This is a genomic window from Kitasatospora sp. NPDC048545 (assembly GCF_040651155.1).
Classification (GTDB): domain Bacteria; phylum Actinomycetota; class Actinomycetes; order Streptomycetales; family Streptomycetaceae; genus Kitasatospora.
In genome coordinates this window covers 75,499-95,450 of record NZ_JBEZIQ010000032.1, presented here as the reverse complement: position 1 = coordinate 95,450, position 19,952 = coordinate 75,499, and the positions used below count along the sequence as shown (strand labels likewise).

Genomic DNA, 19,952 nt, shown 5'->3' with positions numbered 1-19,952 from the left:
CCGGATGCCGAGCGCGGCATGACGTCGGGAGTGGCACGGGTGGCGAGGAAGACGGCGACGATGGACCCCGGACCCGACGCGCCCGCCGGCGCCGTCCCGGGCCTGGACCGGCTCCCGGCCGGGCCCACGCTGTTCGTCGGGCGGCGCGCCGAACTCGCCGCGCTGCGGGCGGCCGCCGCCCGCCCGGCGAGCGGCCGCTGCCCGGTCCTGGTGCTGGCCGGGCGCCCCGGCTCCGGCCGGACCACCCTGGCCGCCCGCTTCGCCCGCACCGTCGCGGCCGACTACCCGGACGGCGTCCTGTTCGCCCGGCTGTCCGCCCCGGACGGCGGGCGGGTGCCGCCCGCGCGGGCCGCGCGCCTACTGCTGGAGCAACTCGACCCGGACTCGGCCGTGCCGCTGCCCGGGGCGGTCGAGGACGGCCGGGACGAGCCGGGCTGCGTCGCGCTGCGCGAGGCGCTCGCGGGACTGCGGGTGCTGCTCGTCCTGGATGACGTGCGCGACGCCGGACAGGTGTGGCCGCTGCTCGCCGACGAACCCGGCTGCCTGGTGCTCGCCACCACCGCCGGGCCGCTCACCGGCATCGAGGACATCGACCCGGTGATCCTCGGCGGGCTGGACCGGACGGCCTCCGGCGAACTGCTGGCCGACCTGGTCGGCGGCACCCGGATCTCCTGCGACCCGGTCGGCGCCGCCGACCTCGCCGAGGCCTGCGCCGCCCGGCCGGCCGCGCTGCGGCTGATGGCGGGGTGGTTGCGCGGAAACGCGAAGACCGCGGTCACCGACGCGGCGCGCGAGCTCACCCGGGTGGTGGGGGAGGGGACGGCCCCCGCGGCGGGGGGCGCCTCGGGCACCAAGGGCGCTGTGACCGACGCCTCGAACGGCACGTCGAAGGGCATGTCGAAGGACGGCTTGAAGAAGGGGACGGAGGCGTCGGCCGTGGGGCGGGCCGCTCCGTCGGCGAAGCCGTCGAAGGACGCGCCGGGGAAGACACGGGAGCAGGCGCCGGGGAACGTGTCGAGGAACACGTCGAGGGGCGTTCCGGCTGACGCCCCCGGGAGCGCGCCGGAGAAGAAGGGGGAGGAGCGCGGGACCGCGCCCGGCGTGGAGTCGGCGGGCGATCCGGCGGCCTGGGTGAAGCCCGGACCGGAGCCGGCCGAGCCGGTGCCCGTCCCCGACAACGACCCGCTGCTCGGTGCGTTCACCCTGCTGTACCGGGGTCTGCCGGCCGCCCAGGCGAGGATGCTGCGGACCCTCACCCTGGCCCCGGCGCAGACCGCCGACCCGCGCACCGCCTCCGCCCTGGTCGGCTGCCCGGTGCCGGACGCGGCCGCGACCCTGGCCGCGCTGGCCGAGTGGGAACTGCTCGGCGAGGAGGCGCCGACCGCCGACGGCACCCCGCGCTACCGGGTGCCCGGGCGGCTCTACCCCCGGCTGGTCCGGCTGCGCGAGCAGGAGGACCGGCCCGCCGAGACCGAACTCGCCCGGGCCCGGCTGCTGGAGCGGCTGGTCCGGCTCACCGAGGCGGCCCGCGCGCAGCTCGACCCGTCGGATACCCCCGCTCCCGATCCGCTGCCGGCCGTGCTGCGGCTGCGCTCGGCCGAGCACGCCCGCGGGTGGCTGCTCGGCGAACGGGAACTGCTGCTCGGCGCGGTGGCCGACGCGATCGGCCAGGGCGACCTGGACGGCTCGGCCGGGCGGCTGGTCACCGCCCTGCTGCGGGCGCTGCCGTTGACCGGCGTCGCCGCTCCCGCCGACCTCTACCGGCTCCACGAACTGGTGCTGACCGTCGCCGAGCGCAACGGCCGGCCCCGCCGGGCCTCGGCCGCACTGCTCAACCTCGGCGACCTGCAGGTCTCGGCGGGCCGCTGGGAGCAGGCCGCCATGCACTACCGGGCCGCCCTGGAGCACGCCCGGAAGGCCGACGACGAACCCCTCTGCGCGCGCGCCCTGGAGGGCGCGGCCGGTTGCCACCGGGCGCTCGGCGACGCGGTGCGCGCCGCCGACTGGTACGGACGGGCGCTCGGCCTGCGGCAGTCGCTCGGGGACCACGCGGCCGAGGCCCGGCTGCTGACCCGGGTGGCCGAGGCGCACACCGCCCAGCGCCGCTTCGACGAGGCGGACCGGGAGTACCGGGCGGCCCTCGCGGTGCTGCGCAGGCTCGGCGACGAACGCGCCCGGGAAGCCGTCGGGGCGGCCCTCGCGGACCTGCGGGAACGGGTCGACGCCGGGTGGTGATGGGCCTTTCGGAGGTATTGTCGAAGATGCCCGGTTAGGACGTCTTTGGCGGGTAAGTCGCAGGGGAAGCCTACGAACCTGCCAATGTGTGCGGGAAATTTATTCACTTTGGAAGGCTGACACGCCGACTGGGCTTCATTACACTCGGACCTAGTCGCGCAGCGATCCCCGCCCCGGGCTGCCCGGAGGCTTCCCCACGTGCGCGTCGCCCACCGGTTTTCGCCGGTCGGGACCCCCATGGCAAGAGGACGTGTTCAGTCGTGAAGGTCGGCATCCCCCGCGAGGTCAAGAACCACGAGTACCGCGTGGCCATCACGCCCGCCGGCGTGCATGAGCTGGTCCGCAACGGACACGAGGTCTACATCGAGGACAACGCCGGTCTCGGCTCCTCGATCCCCAACGAGGAGTACGTGGCCGCCGGCGCCTCCATCCTCCCCACCGCCGACGAGGTGTGGGCCACCGCCGACCTCCTGCTGAAGGTCAAGGAGCCCATCGCCTCCGAGTACCACCGGCTGCGCAAGGGCCAGACCGTCTTCACGTACCTGCACCTGGCGGCCGACCGGGCCGGCACCGACGCCCTGATCGCCTCGGGCACCACCGCCATCGCGTACGAGACCGTGCAGCAGGCCAACGGCGCGCTGCCGCTGCTCGCCCCGATGTCCGAGGTCGCGGGCCGCCTGGCCCCGCAGGTCGGCTCGTACCACCTGATGCGTCCGGCCGGCGGCCGCGGCGTGCTGCCCGGCGGCGTGCCCGGCACCCACCCGGCCAAGGCCGTCGTCATCGGCGGTGGCGTCTCCGGCTGGCACGCGGCCACCATCGCCATCGGCATGGGCTACGACGTGACCCTGCTCGACCGCGACATCAACAAGCTGCGCGAGGCCGACCGCATCTTCGGCACGAAGATCAAGGCCATCATGTCCAACTCCTTCGAGCTGGAGAAGGCCGTCCTCGACGCCGACCTGGTCATCGGCGCCGTGCTGATCCCGGGCGCCAAGGCCCCGAAGCTCGTCACCAACGAGCTGGTCTCCCGCATGAAGCCGGGCTCCGTGCTCGTCGACATCGCCATCGACCAGGGCGGCTGCTTCGAGGACTCGCACCCGACCACGCACGACGACCCGACCTTCCAGGTCCACAACTCGGTCTTCTACTGCGTGGCCAACATGCCGGGCGCCGTCCCGAACACCTCCACCTACGCGCTGACCAACGCCACGCTGCCGTACGTCAGCGAGCTGGCGAACCGCGGTTGGAAGGAGGCGCTGCGCCGTGACCCGGCGCTCGCCAAGGGCCTGAACGTGCACGAGGGCCAGATCACCTTCCCGGCCGTGGCCGACGCCTTCGGCCTGGAGTCGGTCTCCCTGGAGAGCGTGCTCGCCTGAACCCCCTGACCGCACGGCGGTCGTTCGCCCTCGACCCGATCACTTCGGGTCGGGGGCTTCGCCGTGCCCCTGAACAGCGGGTGGACCGGGTTGGTCGCTCTGTCGTCAATTTCCGGCGGTCGTGTCACCCGCTCGCAGAAACGATGGGGTCAGCGACCCACTCAACCCTTGACAGCGGCCCGCCTGATAGTCGACACATCCTGCCCACTACCGTGGATTGTGTTGCTGCGAACGCCTTGAACGGCCTAGAGTCGCAAACCGTCGGCATGCTGCCACGCTGACGAATCGACATAGAGTCCTGGATACCCAAGGAGGTAAGACGACTTGTGAATGAGTCGACAATTGCTCCCGGGGGTGGTCAGCCAGGACTGGCGGAGCACACCGCCGGCCAGCCGAGTGTGGAGCCCGGGGCCCGGCAGCCCTCCGTGGGTTCGGCCGAGGTCGGCTCGGTCGCACTCCGCACCTTCGAAGCACGCCAGAACACAGCACAGGTGACCACGGTGACCGATCACGACGCCGACTTGGCGGCCTACGGCCTGGCCTACGGCGAGTTCGCCTACGGCGCCTACGACGACCCCGACGCCGAGTACGAGCCGGACCCGGAGTACGCCGCCACGCTGGCCCCCGACGCCGCGCGCCAGCGCCGCGAGCGGGTCGGCCCGACCGGCCGCCCGCTGCCGTACTTCCCGATCCCCGCGCCGGTCGCCGAGCACGGCCCCGCCCAGATCATCGCCATGTGCAACCAGAAGGGCGGCGTCGGCAAGACCACGTCGACCATCAACCTGGGTGCGGCGCTGGCCGAGTACGGCCGCCGGGTGCTGCTCGTCGACTTCGACCCGCAGGGCGCGCTCTCGGTCGGCCTCGGCGTCAACCCGATGGAACTCGACGTCACCGTCTACAACCTGCTCATGGAGCGGGGCCTGACGGCCGATGAGGTGCTGCTGAAGACCGCGGTGCCCGGCATGGACCTGCTGCCGTCCAACATCGACCTCTCCGCCGCCGAGGTGCAGCTGGTCAGCGAGGTGGCCCGGGAGTCCGCGCTGGCGCGTGCCCTGAAGCCGCTGCTGCCCGACTACGACTACGTCATCATCGACTGCCAGCCCTCGCTGGGCCTGCTGACGGTCAATGCACTGACGGCCGCTCACAGCGTGATCGTCCCGCTGGAGTGCGAGTTCTTCGCGCTGCGCGGTGTCGCGCTGCTGACCGAGACCATCGAGAAGGTGTGCGAGCGGCTCAACCCCGAGCTGCGCCTGGACGGCATCCTCGCGACCATGTACGACTCGCGCACCGTGCACAGCCGTGAGGTGCTGGCGCGGGTCGTCGAGGCGTTCGGCGAGCACGTCTTCCACACCGTCATCGGGCGGACCGTGCGCTTCCCGGAGACCACCGTCGCCGGTGAGCCCATCACCACGTACGCCACCAACTCGGTCGGTGCCGCCGCCTACCGCCAGCTCGCCAGGGAGGTGCTCGACCGGTGCCGCCCCGCCGAGTGAGTCTCCCGGGTGCCGACGAGCTGTTCCGGACCACCGGCGGGATGGCGCTGTCGCCGTCCCTCGCGCCGCGTCCGGCCGCCGAGGCATCCAGACCGGAGACCGCGCGGACCGTCAACGGCCAGGACGGCGCCGAAGGCGCCGAGTCCGCCCAGGGCCTCCGGGGGGCGCAGGGTTCCCCGGGCTCCCAGGGCGACCGGCAGCTGACGCCGGAGCAGCAGTCGTCGGCCACCGTGCCGGCGTCCGCGCAGCCGCCCGGTCAGCGGTCGGGCGGGGTCCAGGCCGCGCCGGGCGCACCGGCAGGCCGGGCGCACGCGGGTGCCACCGAGGAGCAGAACGGTGCCGCCGGGCGCGCGCGGCCGCGCGGTCGCGCGCCGCGCCGGCCCAGCGGGCGCGAGCGGCACGACGAGAAGATCACCGTGTACGTGTCCGCCGAGGAGCTCATGGACCTGGAGCACACCCGGTTGGTGCTGCGCGGCGAGCACGGCCTGGCCGTGGACCGCGGGCGGATCGTCCGGGAGGCCATCGCGGTCGTCCTGGCGGACCTGGAGCAGCGGGGCGAGGCCTCCATCCTGGTCCGGCGCCTGCGCGGGCGGTAGGGCGCGGTAGATCGCGCCAGGGCGCGGTGTGGTGTGGCGCAGCAGGGCAGGGCAGGGCGCGGCAGGGTGCGCTATGGCACGGCAGGGCGGGTCCGGCGGTGATGCGGACCTGGCGGCGACAGGGCGGACCCGGTGGGGACGCCGGGGGGGCGCCGAGGGGCCTCGGGCCCGGTGCCGGAGGCCGCCGGTGTGCGACCTCGGGCCGAGCGTCGATGGTCGGCCGAAGGTCATGAGTCGCGTTCATGGGGTCGTCGTCCCGGGTGGGCCGTCGGCCGGTGCCGACTGTCATGAGTCGGGCTCATGGGGTGGTGGCGGGTGGGCCGAGGGCCCGGATCGCGGACCGACGGTCATGAGCCGCGTTCATGGAGACGCCGCCTCGGGATTTCGGGTCGCCTCGGCAGGGACTCCGATCGGGCGCCGGGGGTCATGAGCCGGGTTCATGGGGCCCGCCGACTCGGTTGAGGGCCGTGGCGGGCCTGGAGGGCACCGGAGGGCCGTTTCCGGGCCCGTGGGCGCGCCCGGGCCCGGGCAGGCTGGGGCCGGGTCCTGTGCGCCGGGCTGAGGGCCGTGGACGGGGCTGCCGGGCGGCGTGTCGAGGGGCCCGGGGCGGGGCGGGCGGCCGGGACGGGTGAAGATGGACCGTCATGCCGAGCACCGCCGAACCAGCCGAAACCACCGCGAACGCGACCGAGAACGGGTCCCGGGGCGGGTTCCGGGTGCGGCTGGACAACTTCGAGGGCCCCTTCGACCTGCTGCTCAGCCTGATCGCCAAGCACAAGATGGACGTCACCGAGGTGGCGCTGGCCACGGTCACGGACGACTTCATGGCGCACATCCGGGCGATGGGCCCGGACTGGGACCTGGACGCGGCGACCGAGTTCCTGGTGGTGGCCGCCACCCTGCTCGACCTCAAGGCCGCCCGGCTGCTGCCCGTGGCGCAGGTCGAGGACGAGGAGGACCTGGCCCTGCTGGAGGCCCGGGACCTGCTGTTCGCGCGGCTGCTGCAGTACCGGGCGTACAAGCGGGCGGCGTCGCTGTTCGGCGAGCGTTGGGCCGCCGAACAGCTGCGGCGCCCGCGAACCGTCGGGCTGGAGCCCCGGCACGCGGAACTGCTGCCGGAGGTGGTGATCACCATCGGGCCGCAGCGGCTCGCCGAGCTCGCGGCCAAGGCGATGGAACCCAAGCCGAAGCCGGTCGTGTACGTGGACCACATCCACGCCCCGCCGGTCAGCGTCCGGGAGCAGGCCGGGCTGGTGGTCGGGCTGCTCACCGAACTCGGCGAGGCGTCGTTCCAGCGGCTGGTGGCGGACGCGCCGGACACCCTGGTCGTGGTCGCCCGCTTCCTGGCGCTGCTGGAGCTCTACCGGGAACGGGTGCTCGCCTTCGACCAGCCGGAGGCGCTCGGGGAGCTGCGGGTGCGCTGGGTGGCGGCGGAGGGCCGGGGCGCGGTCGAGGTCACGGACGAGTTCGACCGGCCCGCGGGAGAGGCCGGGGCGGGAGTCGGAGCGGGAGTCGGGGGAGGGGCCCGGGGGGACGTCGTCGGGGACGTTGTGGCAGGAGCCACGGGCGAGGTGGAGGAGGAGCGGCGATGAGCGGCGGGAACGAGGGCGGGCGCCCGGTGCGGCGTCGGCTGGGGCTGCCGGGACAGCCCAGGGCCGAGGAGTGGCTGGAGCCGGCCTTCGAGCTGCTGCCGGACCCGGTGCCCGACCCGGTGCCGGACCCGGTGCCCGACCCGGTGCCGGACCCGGTGCCGCCGGTGGATGACGCGGAGGGTGGGGACCCGGTCCAACCGGGGCAGTCGGTCCAGCCGGTGGGGCTGGGGGAGCCGGTGGAGTCGCAGGCCCCGGTGGTGCAGCAGAAGTCGGTTCCGCCGACTTCCGGCGCCGAGGAGCAGTCCGGCCCCGCGCTGCCGACCGCTCCCGGGCTGCGGGCCGAGCTGGAGGCCGTCCTGATGGTGGTCGACGAACCGGTGACGGAGGAGCGGCTGGCCGGGACGCTGGAGCGGTCGCGGACCGAGGTGGCCGCGGCGCTGCGCGGGCTGTCCGCCGAGTACACCGAGCAGGGCCGCGGTTTCGACCTGCGGCTGGTGGCCGGCGGCTGGCGGTTCTACAGCCGGGAGACCTGTTCCGCAGCCGTCGACCGCTTCCTCCTGGACGGCCAGCAGGCCCGGCTCACCCAGGCCGCGCTGGAGACCCTGGCGGTGGTCGCCTACCGGCAGCCGGTGTCCAGATCTCGGGTTTCCGCCGTCCGCGGTGTGAACTGTGACGGCGTGATGCGTACCCTGGTACAGCGAGGACTGGTGGAAGAGGCCGGATCCGAGCCCGAAACAGGTGCGATCCTGTATCGGACGACGAACTACTTCCTGGAACGGATGGGGCTCCGCGGCCTGGACGAGCTGCCGGAGCTTGCTCCCTTCCTGCCCGAGGTCGACGACGTGGAAGCGGAGTCCCTGGAGGGCACGATGATCGCGGAGGCGGTCGCCGCCGCTGCCGCGCAGGCCGCGGACGGCAGTGGCGAGGCCGGTCGGGCCGGGCCCGATCGGTAGGGGGCGGTGAGGTCGGCCGAAACGACCGCACATCCCAGACGGAACGACGTACGGACACTTTGATGCGTAGCAGTGGCAACGGCAGGAACAGCAGCGGCGGCGGGAGCGGTCGCGGCGGACAGGGCGGGGGCCGGGGCGGCGGCTCCTACGGCGGCGGCGGTAGCAGCAGCAGCCGCGGCGGCTCGGGCGCGCGCGGGGGTTCGTACGGTGGCGGCTCCTACGGGGGCGGCGGCCGCGGTGGCTCGGGTGCGGGCTCGCGCGGTGGCTCCGGCTCGTTCGGGCGGGACGACCGGCGTGACGACCGCCGTGACGACCGCCGGGACGGTCCCCGTGACGGTCGCCGCGACGACCGGCGTGACGACCGCCGGTACCCGGACCGTCCGCTGCGGCCGGAGGAGCGCAAGTACGACCGCCCCGAGTACGGCGGCGGCCCGAACGCCACTCCCGCCCGCGGCGGCTACGCCGGCCGGCGCCCCGGTCCGGCCCCGCGTCCGCGCCGTGAGGGCCAGGGCGCCCCGGGCGACCCGCGGCGCCAGCCGCAGCGCTCGCGCGAGCTGCAGGCCAAGATCGAGGACGCCGTCCTCGCCCGGCACGACAAGCCGGCCGTCAAGCTCCCCAAGACCTTCGGCGAGCCCGAGGGCGAGCGCCTGCAGAAGGTGCTGGCCCGGGCCGGCGTCGGCAGCCGCCGCGCCTGCGAGGAGCTGATCGAACAGGGTCGGGTCGAGGTCAACGGCAAGCGCGTCACCGAGCAGGGCAAGCGGGTCGACCCGCAGAACGACGAGATCAAGGTGGACGGCCTGACCGTCGCCACCCAGTCCTACCTGTTCTTCGCGCTGAACAAGCCGGCCGGCGTGGTCTCCACCATGGAGGACCCGGACGGCCGCCAGTGCCTGGGCGACTACGTGACCAACCGGGAGACCCGGCTGTTCCACGTCGGCCGCCTGGACACCGAGACCGAGGGCATCATCCTGCTCACCAACCACGGCGAGCTGGCCCACCGCCTCACCCACCCGCGGTACGGCGTGACCAAGACCTACCTGGCCGCGATCCAGGGCCCGATCCCCCGTGACCTGGGCAAGAAGCTGGCCCAGGGCGTGGAGCTGGAGGACGGCTACGCGCGTGCCGACAGCTTCAAGGTCGTCTCCAACGTCGGCAAGAACTACCTGGTCGAGGTGACCCTGCACGAGGGTCGCAAGCACATCGTCCGCCGGATGCTGGCCGAGGCCGGCTTCCCGGTCGAGAAGCTGGTGCGCACGCACTTCGGCCCGATCGCCCTGGGTGACCAGAAGTCGGGCTGGCTGCGCCGTCTGACCAACCCGGAGGTCGGCCAGCTGATGCGCGAGGTCGGTCTGTAGGCCGTCGCCCTCGCCCGTCCCTGAGGGGCCCCCGGTCGCCGTGGCGCGGCCGGGGGCCCCTCTGCCGTGCGGGGCGTGCCGGTGCCGGGCGCCTCGGGGCGCGGGGTGTCCCGGGGCGCCGGATGTGCCGGGCCCGGGGTGTCCCGGGAGCCGGATGTGCCGGGTCCGGGTGCGCCGGGCAGGGATGTGTCGGGTGCGGAGCGTGTCGGCGTACGGGGTGTACGGGTCGTGCGGGTCGTGTGAGTCGGGACGCAACCGCTGGTCACGGCCTTGTCAGCGTCATGATCCGTGGCAGAGGATGGCCACCGGGCCACCACCCGTCGTGTGGCGGGACCGCGCCAGCACGGGCGCCGGTGGGGCGGATCACAGGCGAACAGGGGGAACGGCGTCGTGTCCGATGCACCACTGGGGCGGGCCAGCGGGAAGGCCCTCGGCACACTGGGACTGGCCACGCCGGACGGGCAGATGTACGCGGCGCTGGTGGCCAATCCTCAGTCCACCGCGGAGGAACTGGCGGGGAGCTGCGGCCTGACGCTCCAGCAGGGCGTGCGCGCCCTGGACCGGCTGGCGCAGCAGGGCATGGCCACCCGGGCACCGGTGGACCGGCAGCGCTACCTGGCGGTCGCCCCGGACGTCGCGATCGGCACCCTGATCGGCCACCGGGAGTCCGAGCTGCGGCAGGCCCGGGCCGAGATGCACCGGCTGATGGACGCCTTCCGGGAGGCCTCGCGCTACACCGACCCGGCGCACTCGGTGGAGGTGCTGACCGGTGGCGAGGCGATCGCCCAGCGACTGGAGCACATCACCGAGACCAGCCAGTACCAGGTGCGCGGCTTCGACCGCCCGCCGTACATCCAGGACCCGGTGGCGCCGATGACGCTGCAGCGGCGACGGCTGCGCGAGGGCGTGAAGTTCCGGACGGTCTACGACCGGGAGGCGGTGGCCTGGCCCGGGCGGCTGGAGCGGAACATCCTGGTCGGCGTCGCGGACGGCGAGGAGGCGCGGGTCCGGCCCACGCTGCCGATGAAGATGATCATCTCGGACGACCGGATGGCGATCATCCCGATCAGCGTCGGCGACAGCGTGCTCGACGCCGCCTACGTGATCCACCCCTCGGCGCTGCTCCAGGCGCTGGACACGCTGTTCGAGGCGGAGTGGGAGCGGGCCGTCCAGCTGCAGGCCGCGATCGGCACCGGGGACGAGTCGCCGGAGCCGGAGGCCGACCACCGCAAACTGCTGGGCCTGCTGGCGGCCGGGCTCACCGACGAGTCGATCGCCCGCTCGCTCGGCTGGAGCGCCCGGACCACCCAGCGCCGTCTGCAGAGCCTGATGCGCGCGCTGGGCGCCACCACCCGCTTCCAGGCCGGAATGGCGGCCCGGGAGCGGGGGTGGCTGTGAACCCGGCCCCGGGGTTCAGCTCCAGGGGGTGAGGGAGGCCCAGCGGCCGTCCGGGCCCCGCTCGACCTTCTCCAGGCCGACCACGGCGGAGCGGTTCAGCCGCCCGTAGATGTGCGGGAACAGCACGTCGGGGGTGGCCCCGGGCGGCGGGGCGCCGTGCGGGGCCTCCCACTTGACCATCGGCTCCACCATCGACTCCTCGATCAGCAGCACCATCAGCGGGTCGGGGGTGTGGGCGAAGAAGGCGTTGGCCACCGCGAGCGCCGTCCGCTCGTCGGCCGAGCAGTGGATGAACCCGTCGGTGAGCAGCGAGGCGGTGGCGTACGGGCGGCCGGGGTCGGCCAGCCAGTCGTCCAGGGGGGCGAGGTGGAGGATCATGTTTCCTTTTCTACCCGTTGTCTCCGGTTTGGTCCTGAGCGGCCGTCATCGGCAGGCCGTCGCCGGCGAGGTTCGGGGATCGTAGGGCGACGGGGTTCGCGAGGAGATGGGGTTCGGGGGCAGTGGGGTTCGGAGGGCGGTGTCGCCGGCGCGCGGCTCAGAGCCCGGCCACCTTGGCGGAGGCGGAGACCTCGTACACCAGGGTGAGGGTGCGGCGGGCACCCGGGCTGAGCGGGACGTCCCAGCGGACGATGCCCTCGGCGTCGAAGGCGTCCGGCGCCGGGGAGCACTCCTCCTTGCGCAGCCGGACCTCGACCGCCGACACTTCGGAGACCGGCACCCGCTCGCGCACGGTGACGATCCGCTCGTCGTGCTCCTCCGGGCCGGAGAAGCGGGACAGGTGCAGCCGCACCGTGCGGGTGGTGGTCTGGCGGCCGGTGAGGCCGGCGGTGGCCTGGCGCTCCTCGGTCTCGCGGACCACCCGGTAGCCGTCCGAGCTGCCGAAGGAGAACTCGGCATCGGCACCGGTCGCGGTGAAGCGCAGCTCGCCCCGGCCGGTGAAGCCGCTGCCGCGGACCAGCTCGACCGGACCGGCCAGCAGCGGGTGCCCGGCCGCGTTGCGGAACCGGACCACCTGGGTGACCAGCGGGGACAGCTCCGGGGCGCAGGCGTACTCGCTGCTCGCCGGGCCGGTGAAGGCACCGAGCGGCACCCGGTGCGCCCGCCCGTCCGAGGGCACGGTCGCGGGGGCGGGCGCGGGCAGCACCCGGACCTCGCCGCCGTCGTCCACCCCCGGTACCCCGGAGGCCGGCCCGAGTTCGCTGATCGCCTCCTCGCGCAGTTCGACCTCGACCGTGCGGCGCTCCTCGTCCGTGCGCTCGCGCAGCATCAGGACGTCCACCGCGACGGCCGGCGGGTCGGTGGCGAGGGCGGAGCGGGCGGTCGAGAAGGTGAGCCGGGCGTTCGTCCAGTCCTCGCCGGTGCGCTGCCAGACCACCGCCTCCGACTCCACGCGCAGGCCGTCGTCGTCCAGGGTCGCCCGGTAGGACGGGCGCCAGAGCGCGCAGGGGACCAGGTGGGAGACGGTCAGCCGGGCCGGGCCGGGCCGCGCCGCCTCGACCGTGAGGTCCAGGTGGGCGGTCAGTGCGGCCGGGTCCTCCTCGGCCTCGTCCAGGGCGGTCAGCGCCTGCGAGCGCTCCTGCTCCAGGCGGCGCAGCCGGGAGTGGGTCGCGCGCAGCTCCTCGCCGTAGCGCTCGCGTTCGGCGTCCACCCGGTCCAGCTCGCGGGACCAGCGGGTGCGTTCGAGCTCGCCGATGCCGGCGCCCTCGCCGACCTCGCGGAGCAGGTCGGCGGAGAGCTGGGCGAGCAGGGCCAGCCGCGCCTCCAGACGGGCGCGGGTCTGGTCGGCGAGACGGCTCTCGGTGCCCAGCCGGTGCAGCAGGTGGCGCAGGTCGGAGTCGTCCGGGCCCGGCGGCAGCGGCGCGCGCGGAGCCCAGGTGCGGACCACCCGGGCGTCCAGGACCCGCACCCCGGGGGTGGTGGACTCGGCGCGCAGGGTGCGGTCGACGGCCAAGGCGGTGAGCGGGCCCAGGCGCAGCCGCTGGACGCCCGCGGCGAGGTCGACCGTCGTCGTGCGTTCCACCTGGCTGCGGTCCTCCAGGCAGGTGACCGCGGTGACCGGGAGGGCCGCCCTCGTCGCTCCGATCGTGTCTCCGGTCATGGTCAGTTCCTCCGGTTTCCGCCGACGATGGCCTTTCCGGCCGGGATCTTGATCTGGTACCCGCCGTCCAGCTCGGTGCTGCCACCCGGCGGCAGGTCGACCCGCCAGAGCCTGGTGCTGGGCGGGCACTCCGGCGTGGGGACCGTCGGGGCGTGCCAGTCGGCCCGCTCCTCGATCCGGATCTCGGCGTCGGAGGTGACCGGCACGCGCTCGCGGACCTCGACCGTGACGGCGCGGCCGAGCCGGTTCGCCAGCCGGACGTGCACCCGGTGGTCGAGCACCGTGCTGTTGCCCTTCAGCATGCCCGTGGCGGACTCGCGCAGCTCGGTGCGGCGCGCCACCTCCACGCTCTCCGTGACGCCGGTCCCCAGACGCCGCACGCCGCCGGGTGCCAGGGTGGGCAGGGCAGCGGTGAGCAGGAACTCGTCGTCCACGGTGACCTCGACCGGGCCCGCGAGGACGGCGCGGTCGGTGCGGTTGGCGAGCACCAGCGTCGCGTACACCTTCTCCTCGACGGCGGGGACGGTGACGTACTCGGGGCGGACGGTGAGCGGGATCTCGCCCACCGTGACGGTGTGCCAGGTGCCGTCGGACGGGATGTCGGCGGGCGCGGCGGCGTCGAAGCGGTGGTCGAAGGAACCCGCCGACTCGCGGGGCGGGACGGCGTGGCGGGGGAGGGGGAGGCGGCGGATCTGCTCGCCCGGGTTGCCGCCGGGCAGGACCCGGCCCAGCTCCTCGCGCTCGACCCGCTCGGGGCGGGGATGCAGGGCCCCGCGCCGGGCCGCAGGCTCGTCGGGGCCGGCCAGGACGAGGTCGGGGTAGTCGAGCAGGGTGGCGTTCGGGGCGAAACCGGCGGTCGCGGGGGGAACGGCGAGGGCACTGCGGCGCTTGCGGAGGGTGCGGCGGGCCTCACCCGGCGGGATGCTGCCCGGGGCCTGCGGGACGGCGCCCTGGGCCTGGGGAGTCGGTGGGAGCGGAGCGGCGACGGGGGCCGAGAGGGCGGGCGGCGGGCCGCCGTAGCCGGCGAAGCCACCCGGGGCGGGCGGGGGCGCGGGCATCGGCTCGTCGGCGCTCAGGGTGCCGCCACCGCCGAAGCGGGCGGAGGGTGCGGGCGGGATGTCCTCCGCCGCGGCGAAGGCCTCCGGGCGGGGGCCGGACGGGCGGGCGCCGCCGAGCCGGGAGCCGATCGAACCGAGGCCGGCGAGGCGGGCGGCCCGGGGCGGGACCGGGGGCGGGACCTGGGCCCCGCGGTGGCCGTCGGGGCGGGCCCGGCCGCTCGGGGACGGCGCGTCGGCACCGGCCGCGTCGTAGCCGGTGAAGAGGTCGGACAGGCCGGCCGGGGGCTCGCGCCAGCCGGAGGGCGGCGGGGCGGGCTGGCTGCGGCCGATCCGCAGCGAGGCGAGCCGGGGCAGGTCGGTGCGGCGGTCGAGGTCGGCGGTGGAGAGGGCCAGGCGCACGCCCGTCCAGTCCTCGCCGGTGCGCTGGGCGATGCCGGCGCGCAGGACGAGGTGACCGGTGTCGGAGCCGCTCCGGTAGGACAGGCGGTAGGCGGGCACCCAGCGGGCGGCGGGGACGCCGTACTCCAGTTCGAGATCGAGGGTTGCTGTGTCGTCGCCGGAGGCGGTGCTGTGGGGGACGGTGCCGTGGGGAGTGGCCCGGGTGCTGCCGGTGGTGAGGGTGACCAGGACGGTGGCGGCGGTCGCGACCGGCTCGGCCCGCTCGGCGGTGGACGCCCGGTCCAGCCGGTCGACCGCCAAGTCGCGCTCGTGGTCGGCGAGTTCGACCTCCCGGTTGAGTTCCTCGGCGCGTTCCTGGAGGCGGGCGAGCCGCTCGTCGACGAAGTCGGCGAGCTCCAGCCAGGCCTCGGCAGGCGTACGGCGCAACGGCTCCTCGGGGCGCTGAGGCGGCGGCACGGCGCGCAGCGCGGCGGTGTCGGCGATCGCGGACAGGACCAGTCGGCGGCGCTCGGTGAGCACGCTGAGACGCTCCGTCGCCTCGTCCAATTCCCTCTGGAGAAGCGGCAGTTCATTCGGCTCGCGGAGTTCGGCGAGGTGCTCCAGCCGGGCCTCGGTGACCACCGTGCCGGCCGGACCGGCGAGCACCCGGGCACGCAGCGAGCGGCCGTCCAGGGACGTGGGCAGGCCGGTCAGCCGCAGCCGCCCGTCGCGGGGCACCGGGACGGTGGCCCGGCGTCGGCACACCGCGCCCTCCGCGTACACCACCACGGAGTCCAGGACCGACGGGTGGGCCGGTACGGCCGACGGTTTCGTCTGCCCCGTCCGGTTGCTGTGCTGGTCGTCCATGCGCAACCCTTTCGTTCGCGTGTTGCCTGCCGCGTGCCGCTCGTCGTGCCACGCGCGTTGCCGCTGCCCGTCCGTCCGTGCGTCTGCCCGGTCGTCCGTTCGGTCGTCCGTCCGCTCGTCCGTGGCTTCCCGGGCGGCCAGTCTGCCCGCCCCCGGCGCGGGCGGCGCCGGATTTCCGGGTGCGGCGTGTGCACTGGGTGGGACGGGGGCGGGCGCGCCGTGGTTGCCGGTGCCGGGAACTGCCGGGAAGTGCCCCCGTGGTTGCCGGGCGGCAGGTGGGGACTTCGGCGCGGCGGATGAGGGAGGATGGGGCGCGGGTGCTCCCGGACGGTCCCGGCACCTGTCGAGAATCGTGATGAGGAGAGCGACCCGCCATGCGCACTGCCGTCGTCGTCGGCACCGGACTGATCGGCACCTCCGCCGCGCTCGCCCTGACCGCCCGCGGCCTGACCGTCCATCTGGAGGACGCCGACCCGGACGCCGCCCGCACCGCCGAGTCGCTCGGCGCCGGCACCACCGAACCGGTCGACGGCCCGGTGGACCTGGCGGTCATCGCCGTCCCGCCGGCACTGGTCGGAAAGGTGCTCGCCGACTGCCAGCGGCGCAACCTGGCGCACTGGTACACCGACGTCGCCAGCGTGAAGGCCGGCCCCGGCAGCGAGATCGCCGCGCTCGGCTGCGACACCGTCCACTACATCGGCAGCCACCCGATGGCAGGCCGCGAGCGATCCGGCCCGCTGGCCGCCCGCGCCGACATCTTCGAGGGCCGCCCCTGGGTGCTCACCCCGACCCCCGACACCGACACCGAGACGCTCAACGCCGCGCTGGAACTGGTCGCGCTCTGCGGCGCGATGCCGATCGTGATGGACGCCGTCGAGCACGACCGGGCCGTCGCCCTCGTCTCGCACGCCCCGCAGCTGGTGTCCTCGCTGGTCGCGGCCCGACTGGAGAACGCCGACGAGACCGCCATAAGGCTCTCCGGGCAAGGCGTGCGCGACGTCACCAGGATCGCCGCCTCCAACCCCGGCATGTGGGTCGACATCCTCTCCGCCAACGCGGGCGCGGTCGCCGACGTCCTGGAGGCGGTCGCCCACGACCTCGGCGAGACCGTCACCGCGCTGCGCGCCATGGAGGCCGCCGAGGAGGGCGAGCGCAGGGCCGGCGCCACCGGGATCGAAGCCGTCATGCGGCGCGGCAACACCGGCCAGGCCCGGATCCCCGGCAAGCACGGCGCGCCGCCCACCCGGTACGAGACCGTGGCGGTTGTCCTCGGCGACCAGCCGGGCGAGCTGGGCCGGCTGTTCGGGGAGGTCGGCGACGCCGGGGTCAACATCGAGGACGTCGTCATCGAGCACTCGACCGGGCAGCAGGTCGGGTTCGTCCAGCTGTCGGTGGCGCCGACGGCGGTCAAGCGGCTGGTGAAGGCGCTGCGGGCGAGCGGGTGGAGCGTGCGGGACTGAGGTGCGGGCGACCGGGCGCGGGCGCGGGCGCGTCGGGGCGTGCGTGCGGGGCCTGGGCGCGTAGGGCTTGTGTGGCTCGGTTCCGGGTCGGGCGCCGATCAGGTGCGGGACGGGTGCGGGCCGGGTGCCGATCAGGTGCGGGCCGGGTGCGGGCGGGTGCCGATCAGGTGCGGATCGGGTGCGGCAGGGGCTCTGCGCAGCGGGCCGCCCGGCGGCCGGTGGGCGCCGGGCCGGGGGCCGGGTGGGCGGCGGAGTCCGTGACGGCGGCGGTCCATTAACCTTGAGGGAGACAATCCCCCGGCCGTCCGCCCGCGCAGGCTTCGGCTCCCATGCTCAGAGATGAGGTTCGCCCCCGTGGACACTGCCGACCGAGCGCACGCCCCGGTCGTCGTCGCCATCGACGGACCCTCCGGCTCCGGCAAGTCGACCGTCTCGCGGGCGGTCGCCGCCCGGCTGGGCCTGAGCTTCCTGGACACCGGTGCCATGTACCGGGCGATGACCTGGTGGATGCTGGCCAACGAGGTCGACGTCGACGACCCGGACGCGGTCGCCGTCGCGTGCGGCAAGCCGGTGATCGTGTCGGGCACCGACGCCGACGGCCCCACCATCACGGTGGACGGTCAGGACGTCTCCGGCCCGATCCGCGGCCCCGAGGTGACGGCGCAGGTCAGCGCCGTGGCCGCGGTGCCGGCGGTGCGGGCCCGCCTGGTCGAGCTGCAGCGCGGCTGCGCCGAGGTCGCCGAACGCGGCATCGTCGCCGAGGGCCGGGACATGGGGACCGTGGTGTTCCCGGACGCCACCGTCAAGGTCTTCCTGACCGCCTCCGAGAAGGCCCGGGCCGCCCGTCGGGCCGCCGAACTGCGGGCCAAGGGAGTGGACGAGGCGACCATCACCGCGATGGCCGCCGACCTCGCCCGCCGGGACGCCGCCGACTCCTCCCGGGAGACGGCCCCGCTGGCCCAGGCCGCGGACGCGGTCCTGGTGGACACCAGCGACCTCACCCTGGAGCAGGTGATCGACCGGATCGCCGGGCTCGTGGAGGAGCGGGCCGGGATGTCCTCGGTCTGACCGGCGGCGACTGCCGGTCCGACCTTCGGTCGGGCCCGGCTTCTGCTGCCCGGCGTGGACGCTGCCCTGCCCGGCTCCTGTCGGGCCTGGCCCTTGTCCGGCCGGGTGCCGGCCGGACGGTGGCGGGGTGGCTGCCGGCCGGTCGTCGCAGGGCCGGTCGTGCGGCTTGCCGCCGGGCCGACCACCGTCGGGTCCGGCAATGCCGGGTTCGACCACCACTGAGTGAACCGCGGGCCGTCAAGGCGTCGCGGAGACAACAATCGCGCTGCCCCGAGCGGGGCAGGTACGCACGGCACGCCCCTGGGAAGGGCCGGGCCGGGAAACGGAACAGACGAACATGACCGCAGAGCACTCCACCGCCGATCACGGCGGGCTGGACGCCGCCGACTACGCCGAGTTCATGGCGCTCGCCGCCGAAGAGGGCCTCGACATCGACGGCTTCGACGCCGAGGACGGCCTCGACCACGTCCGACTGCCTGTGCTGGCCGTGGTCGGCCGCCCGAACGTCGGCAAGTCGACCCTGGTGAACCGCATCATCGGCCGCCGCGAGGCCGTCGTCGAGGACAAGCCGGGCGTCACCCGCGACCGGGTCACCTACGAGGCCAGCTGGAACGGCCGCCGCTTCAAGGTTGTCGACACCGGCGGCTGGGAGATCGACGTCCTCGGCATCGACGCCATGGTGGCCGCCCAGGCCGAGCTGGGTATCGAGCAGGCCGATGCGGTGCTGTTCGTCGTGGACGCCAAGGTCGGTGCCACCGACACCGACGAGGCCCTGATCAAGATCATCCGCCGGGCGGGCAAGCCGACCGTCCTGTGCGCGAACAAGGTCGACGGCCCCTCCACCGAAGCCGAGGCCGCCTACCTGTGGTCGCTGGGCCTCGGCGAGCCGTACCCGGTCTCCGCCCTGCACGGCCGCGGCTCCGGCGACCTGCTGGACGCCGTCATGGACGCGCTGCCCGAAGCCCCGCCGCAGACCTTCGGCGACGCCGCCCCCGGCGGCCCGCGCCGGATCGCGCTGATCGGCCGGCCGAACGTCGGCAAGTCCAGCCTGCTGAACAAGGTCGCCGGCGAGGAGCGGGTGGTTGTCAACGAGCTGGCCGGCACCACCCGCGACCCGGTCGACGAGATGATCGAACTCGGCGGCAAGACCTGGAAGTTCGTGGACACCGCCGGTATCCGCCGCCGCGTCCACCTGACCGCCGGCGCCGACTTCTACGCCTCGCTGCGCACCTCCTCCGCACTGGAGAAGGCCGAGGTCGCGGTCGTCCTGGTCGACGCCAGCGAGACCCTCGCCGAACAGGACACCCGGATCATCTCGATGGCCGTCGAGGCCGGGCGCGCCGTCGTCATCGCCTACAACAAGTGGGACCAGCTGGACGAGGAGCGCCGCTACTACCTGGAGCGCGAGATCGAGCGCGACCTCGTCCAGGTGCAGTGGGCCCCTCGGGTCAACGTCTCGGCCAAGACCGGCCGGCACATGGAGAAGCTCGTCCCGGCGATCGAGACCGCGCTGGAGGGCTGGGAGACCCGCATCCCGACCGCGCGCCTGAACGCCTTCCTCGGCGAGCTCGTGGCCGCCCACCCGCACCCGATCCGGGGCGGAAAGCAGCCGCGCATCCTGTTCGGCACCCAGGCGGGCACCCGTCCGCCGCGCTTCGTGCTCTTCGCCTCGGGCTTCCTGGAGGCCGGCTACCGGCGCTTCGTCGAGCGCCGACTGCGTGAGGAGTTCGGCTTCGTGGGGACGCCGATCTCGATCTCGGTGCGAGTCCGCGAGAAGCGCAAGAAGAAGTAGTAGTAACGGCAGTCGTCGTTGGCGGGAGGAGTCGGCCGGCCGACTCCTCCCGGAGGGCCTCGTCACGGTGGTGACGGGGCCCTCCGGCGTTTCCGCGGGGCGGAGGGGCGGAGAAGTGAAGCGGGGAAGGGCCGGGGGAGCAGGGGGTGGAGGGGGGTGACGGCGAAGGGGGGGTGGCGGCGAAGGGCGGTGGCGAGGGCCCTCGGTGTTGCGCGTGGCGGAGGGGCGGGCGG

Annotated in this window: 14 protein-coding genes; 11 read left to right on the top strand and 3 right to left on the bottom strand. The window is 74.6% G+C overall.

Annotation, left to right across the window (positions count from 1 at the left end; translation table 11 throughout):
* Positions 1-60: 60 nt before the first annotated feature.
* From AB0D10_RS27675 to AB0D10_RS27640, 8 genes are all read left to right on the top strand, one after another.
* Positions 61-2,235 carry a tetratricopeptide repeat protein gene (locus AB0D10_RS27675; protein ID WP_360261441.1) on the top strand — a complete coding sequence of 725 codons (2,175 nt, stop codon included), beginning with the start codon at positions 61-63 and terminating at the stop codon, positions 2,233-2,235.
* A gap of 260 nt (positions 2,236-2,495) precedes the next feature.
* Positions 2,496-3,611, top strand: a complete 1,116-nt coding sequence (gene ald / locus AB0D10_RS27670; RefSeq protein ID WP_360261438.1) for an alanine dehydrogenase — start codon at positions 2,496-2,498, stop codon at positions 3,609-3,611.
* 425 nt (positions 3,612-4,036) lie between these two features.
* A complete protein-coding gene (locus AB0D10_RS27665) occupies positions 4,037-5,104 on the top strand; it encodes a ParA family protein (RefSeq protein WP_030245868.1) in 1,068 nt (355 codons plus the stop codon).
* Entirely contained in the window at positions 5,101-5,700 is a 600-nt protein-coding gene (locus tag AB0D10_RS27660; protein WP_360261435.1) for a hypothetical protein, read from the top strand. Before AB0D10_RS27665 ends, AB0D10_RS27660 begins: the two co-directional genes overlap by 4 nt.
* Before the next feature lie 644 nt (positions 5,701-6,344).
* Positions 6,345-7,292, top strand: a complete 948-nt coding sequence (locus AB0D10_RS27655) for a segregation/condensation protein A (RefSeq protein WP_360261432.1) — start codon at positions 6,345-6,347, stop codon at positions 7,290-7,292.
* A 314-nt stretch (positions 7,293-7,606) separates the two neighbouring features.
* Positions 7,607-8,245, top strand: coding sequence for an SMC-Scp complex subunit ScpB (scpB, locus tag AB0D10_RS27650; RefSeq protein WP_360261481.1), 639 nt, complete (start codon positions 7,607-7,609; stop codon positions 8,243-8,245).
* A 62-nt stretch (positions 8,246-8,307) separates the two neighbouring features.
* The gene (locus AB0D10_RS27645; protein ID WP_360261429.1) at positions 8,308-9,600 is read left to right on the top strand and encodes a pseudouridine synthase; all 1,293 of its coding nucleotides are present in this window, start codon (positions 8,308-8,310) and stop codon (positions 9,598-9,600) included.
* A gap of 390 nt (positions 9,601-9,990) precedes the next feature.
* Complete coding sequence (locus AB0D10_RS27640) at positions 9,991-10,998, top strand: transcriptional regulator (RefSeq protein ID WP_360261426.1); 1,008 nt, start codon at positions 9,991-9,993, stop codon at positions 10,996-10,998.
* Between the two features lie 15 nt (positions 10,999-11,013).
* On the opposite strand, the gene AB0D10_RS27635 is transcribed toward AB0D10_RS27640, so the two are convergent.
* The 3 genes from AB0D10_RS27635 to AB0D10_RS27625 form a co-directional block, all read right to left on the bottom strand.
* Complete coding sequence (locus AB0D10_RS27635; protein ID WP_360261423.1) at positions 11,014-11,376, bottom strand: DUF952 domain-containing protein; 363 nt, start codon at positions 11,374-11,376, stop codon at positions 11,014-11,016.
* Between the two features lie 157 nt (positions 11,377-11,533).
* The gene (locus AB0D10_RS27630) at positions 11,534-13,096 is read right to left on the bottom strand and encodes a DUF4139 domain-containing protein (protein ID WP_360261420.1); all 1,563 of its coding nucleotides are present in this window, start codon (positions 13,094-13,096) and stop codon (positions 11,534-11,536) included.
* A 2-nt stretch (positions 13,097-13,098) separates the two neighbouring features.
* Positions 13,099-15,399, bottom strand: coding sequence for a DUF4139 domain-containing protein (locus tag AB0D10_RS27625; RefSeq protein ID WP_360261417.1), 2,301 nt, complete (start codon positions 15,397-15,399; stop codon positions 13,099-13,101).
* Between the two features lie 374 nt (positions 15,400-15,773).
* Between AB0D10_RS27625 and AB0D10_RS27620 the strand changes: the two genes are divergently transcribed.
* The 3 genes from AB0D10_RS27620 (at position 15,774) to der (ending at position 19,719) form a co-directional block, all read left to right on the top strand.
* Positions 15,774-16,859 (top strand): prephenate dehydrogenase, encoded by a 1,086-nt coding sequence (locus tag AB0D10_RS27620; protein WP_360261414.1) that lies wholly within the window; start codon positions 15,774-15,776, stop codon positions 16,857-16,859.
* A gap of 354 nt (positions 16,860-17,213) precedes the next feature.
* Positions 17,214-17,927, top strand: a complete 714-nt coding sequence (cmk, locus tag AB0D10_RS27615) for a (d)CMP kinase (protein ID WP_360261411.1) — start codon at positions 17,214-17,216, stop codon at positions 17,925-17,927.
* 337 nt (positions 17,928-18,264) lie between these two features.
* Positions 18,265-19,719: a ribosome biogenesis GTPase Der gene (der, locus tag AB0D10_RS27610; protein WP_360261409.1), complete on the top strand. Its 1,455-nt coding sequence runs from the start codon at positions 18,265-18,267 to the stop codon at positions 19,717-19,719.
* Positions 19,720-19,952 lie beyond the last annotated feature (233 nt).

Excerpts from the sequence above, each read along its gene's own strand:
- AB0D10_RS27675 (WP_360261441.1), top strand. The coding sequence starts at position 61 with ATGGACCCCGGACCCGACGCGCCCGCCGGCGCCGTCCCGGGCCTGGAC.
- AB0D10_RS27655 (WP_360261432.1), top strand. The coding sequence starts at position 6,345 with ATGCCGAGCACCGCCGAACCAGCCGAAACCACCGCGAACGCGACCGAG.
- AB0D10_RS27645 (WP_360261429.1), top strand. The coding sequence starts at position 8,308 with ATGCGTAGCAGTGGCAACGGCAGGAACAGCAGCGGCGGCGGGAGCGGT.
- AB0D10_RS27635 (WP_360261423.1), bottom strand. The coding sequence starts at position 11,376 with ATGATCCTCCACCTCGCCCCCCTGGACGACTGGCTGGCCGACCCCGGC.
- AB0D10_RS27630 (WP_360261420.1), bottom strand. The coding sequence starts at position 13,096 with ATGACCGGAGACACGATCGGAGCGACGAGGGCGGCCCTCCCGGTCACC.
- AB0D10_RS27625 (WP_360261417.1), bottom strand. The coding sequence starts at position 15,399 with ATGGACGACCAGCACAGCAACCGGACGGGGCAGACGAAACCGTCGGCC.
- AB0D10_RS27620 (WP_360261414.1), top strand. The coding sequence starts at position 15,774 with ATGCGCACTGCCGTCGTCGTCGGCACCGGACTGATCGGCACCTCCGCC.
- der (WP_360261409.1), top strand. The coding sequence starts at position 18,265 with ATGACCGCAGAGCACTCCACCGCCGATCACGGCGGGCTGGACGCCGCC.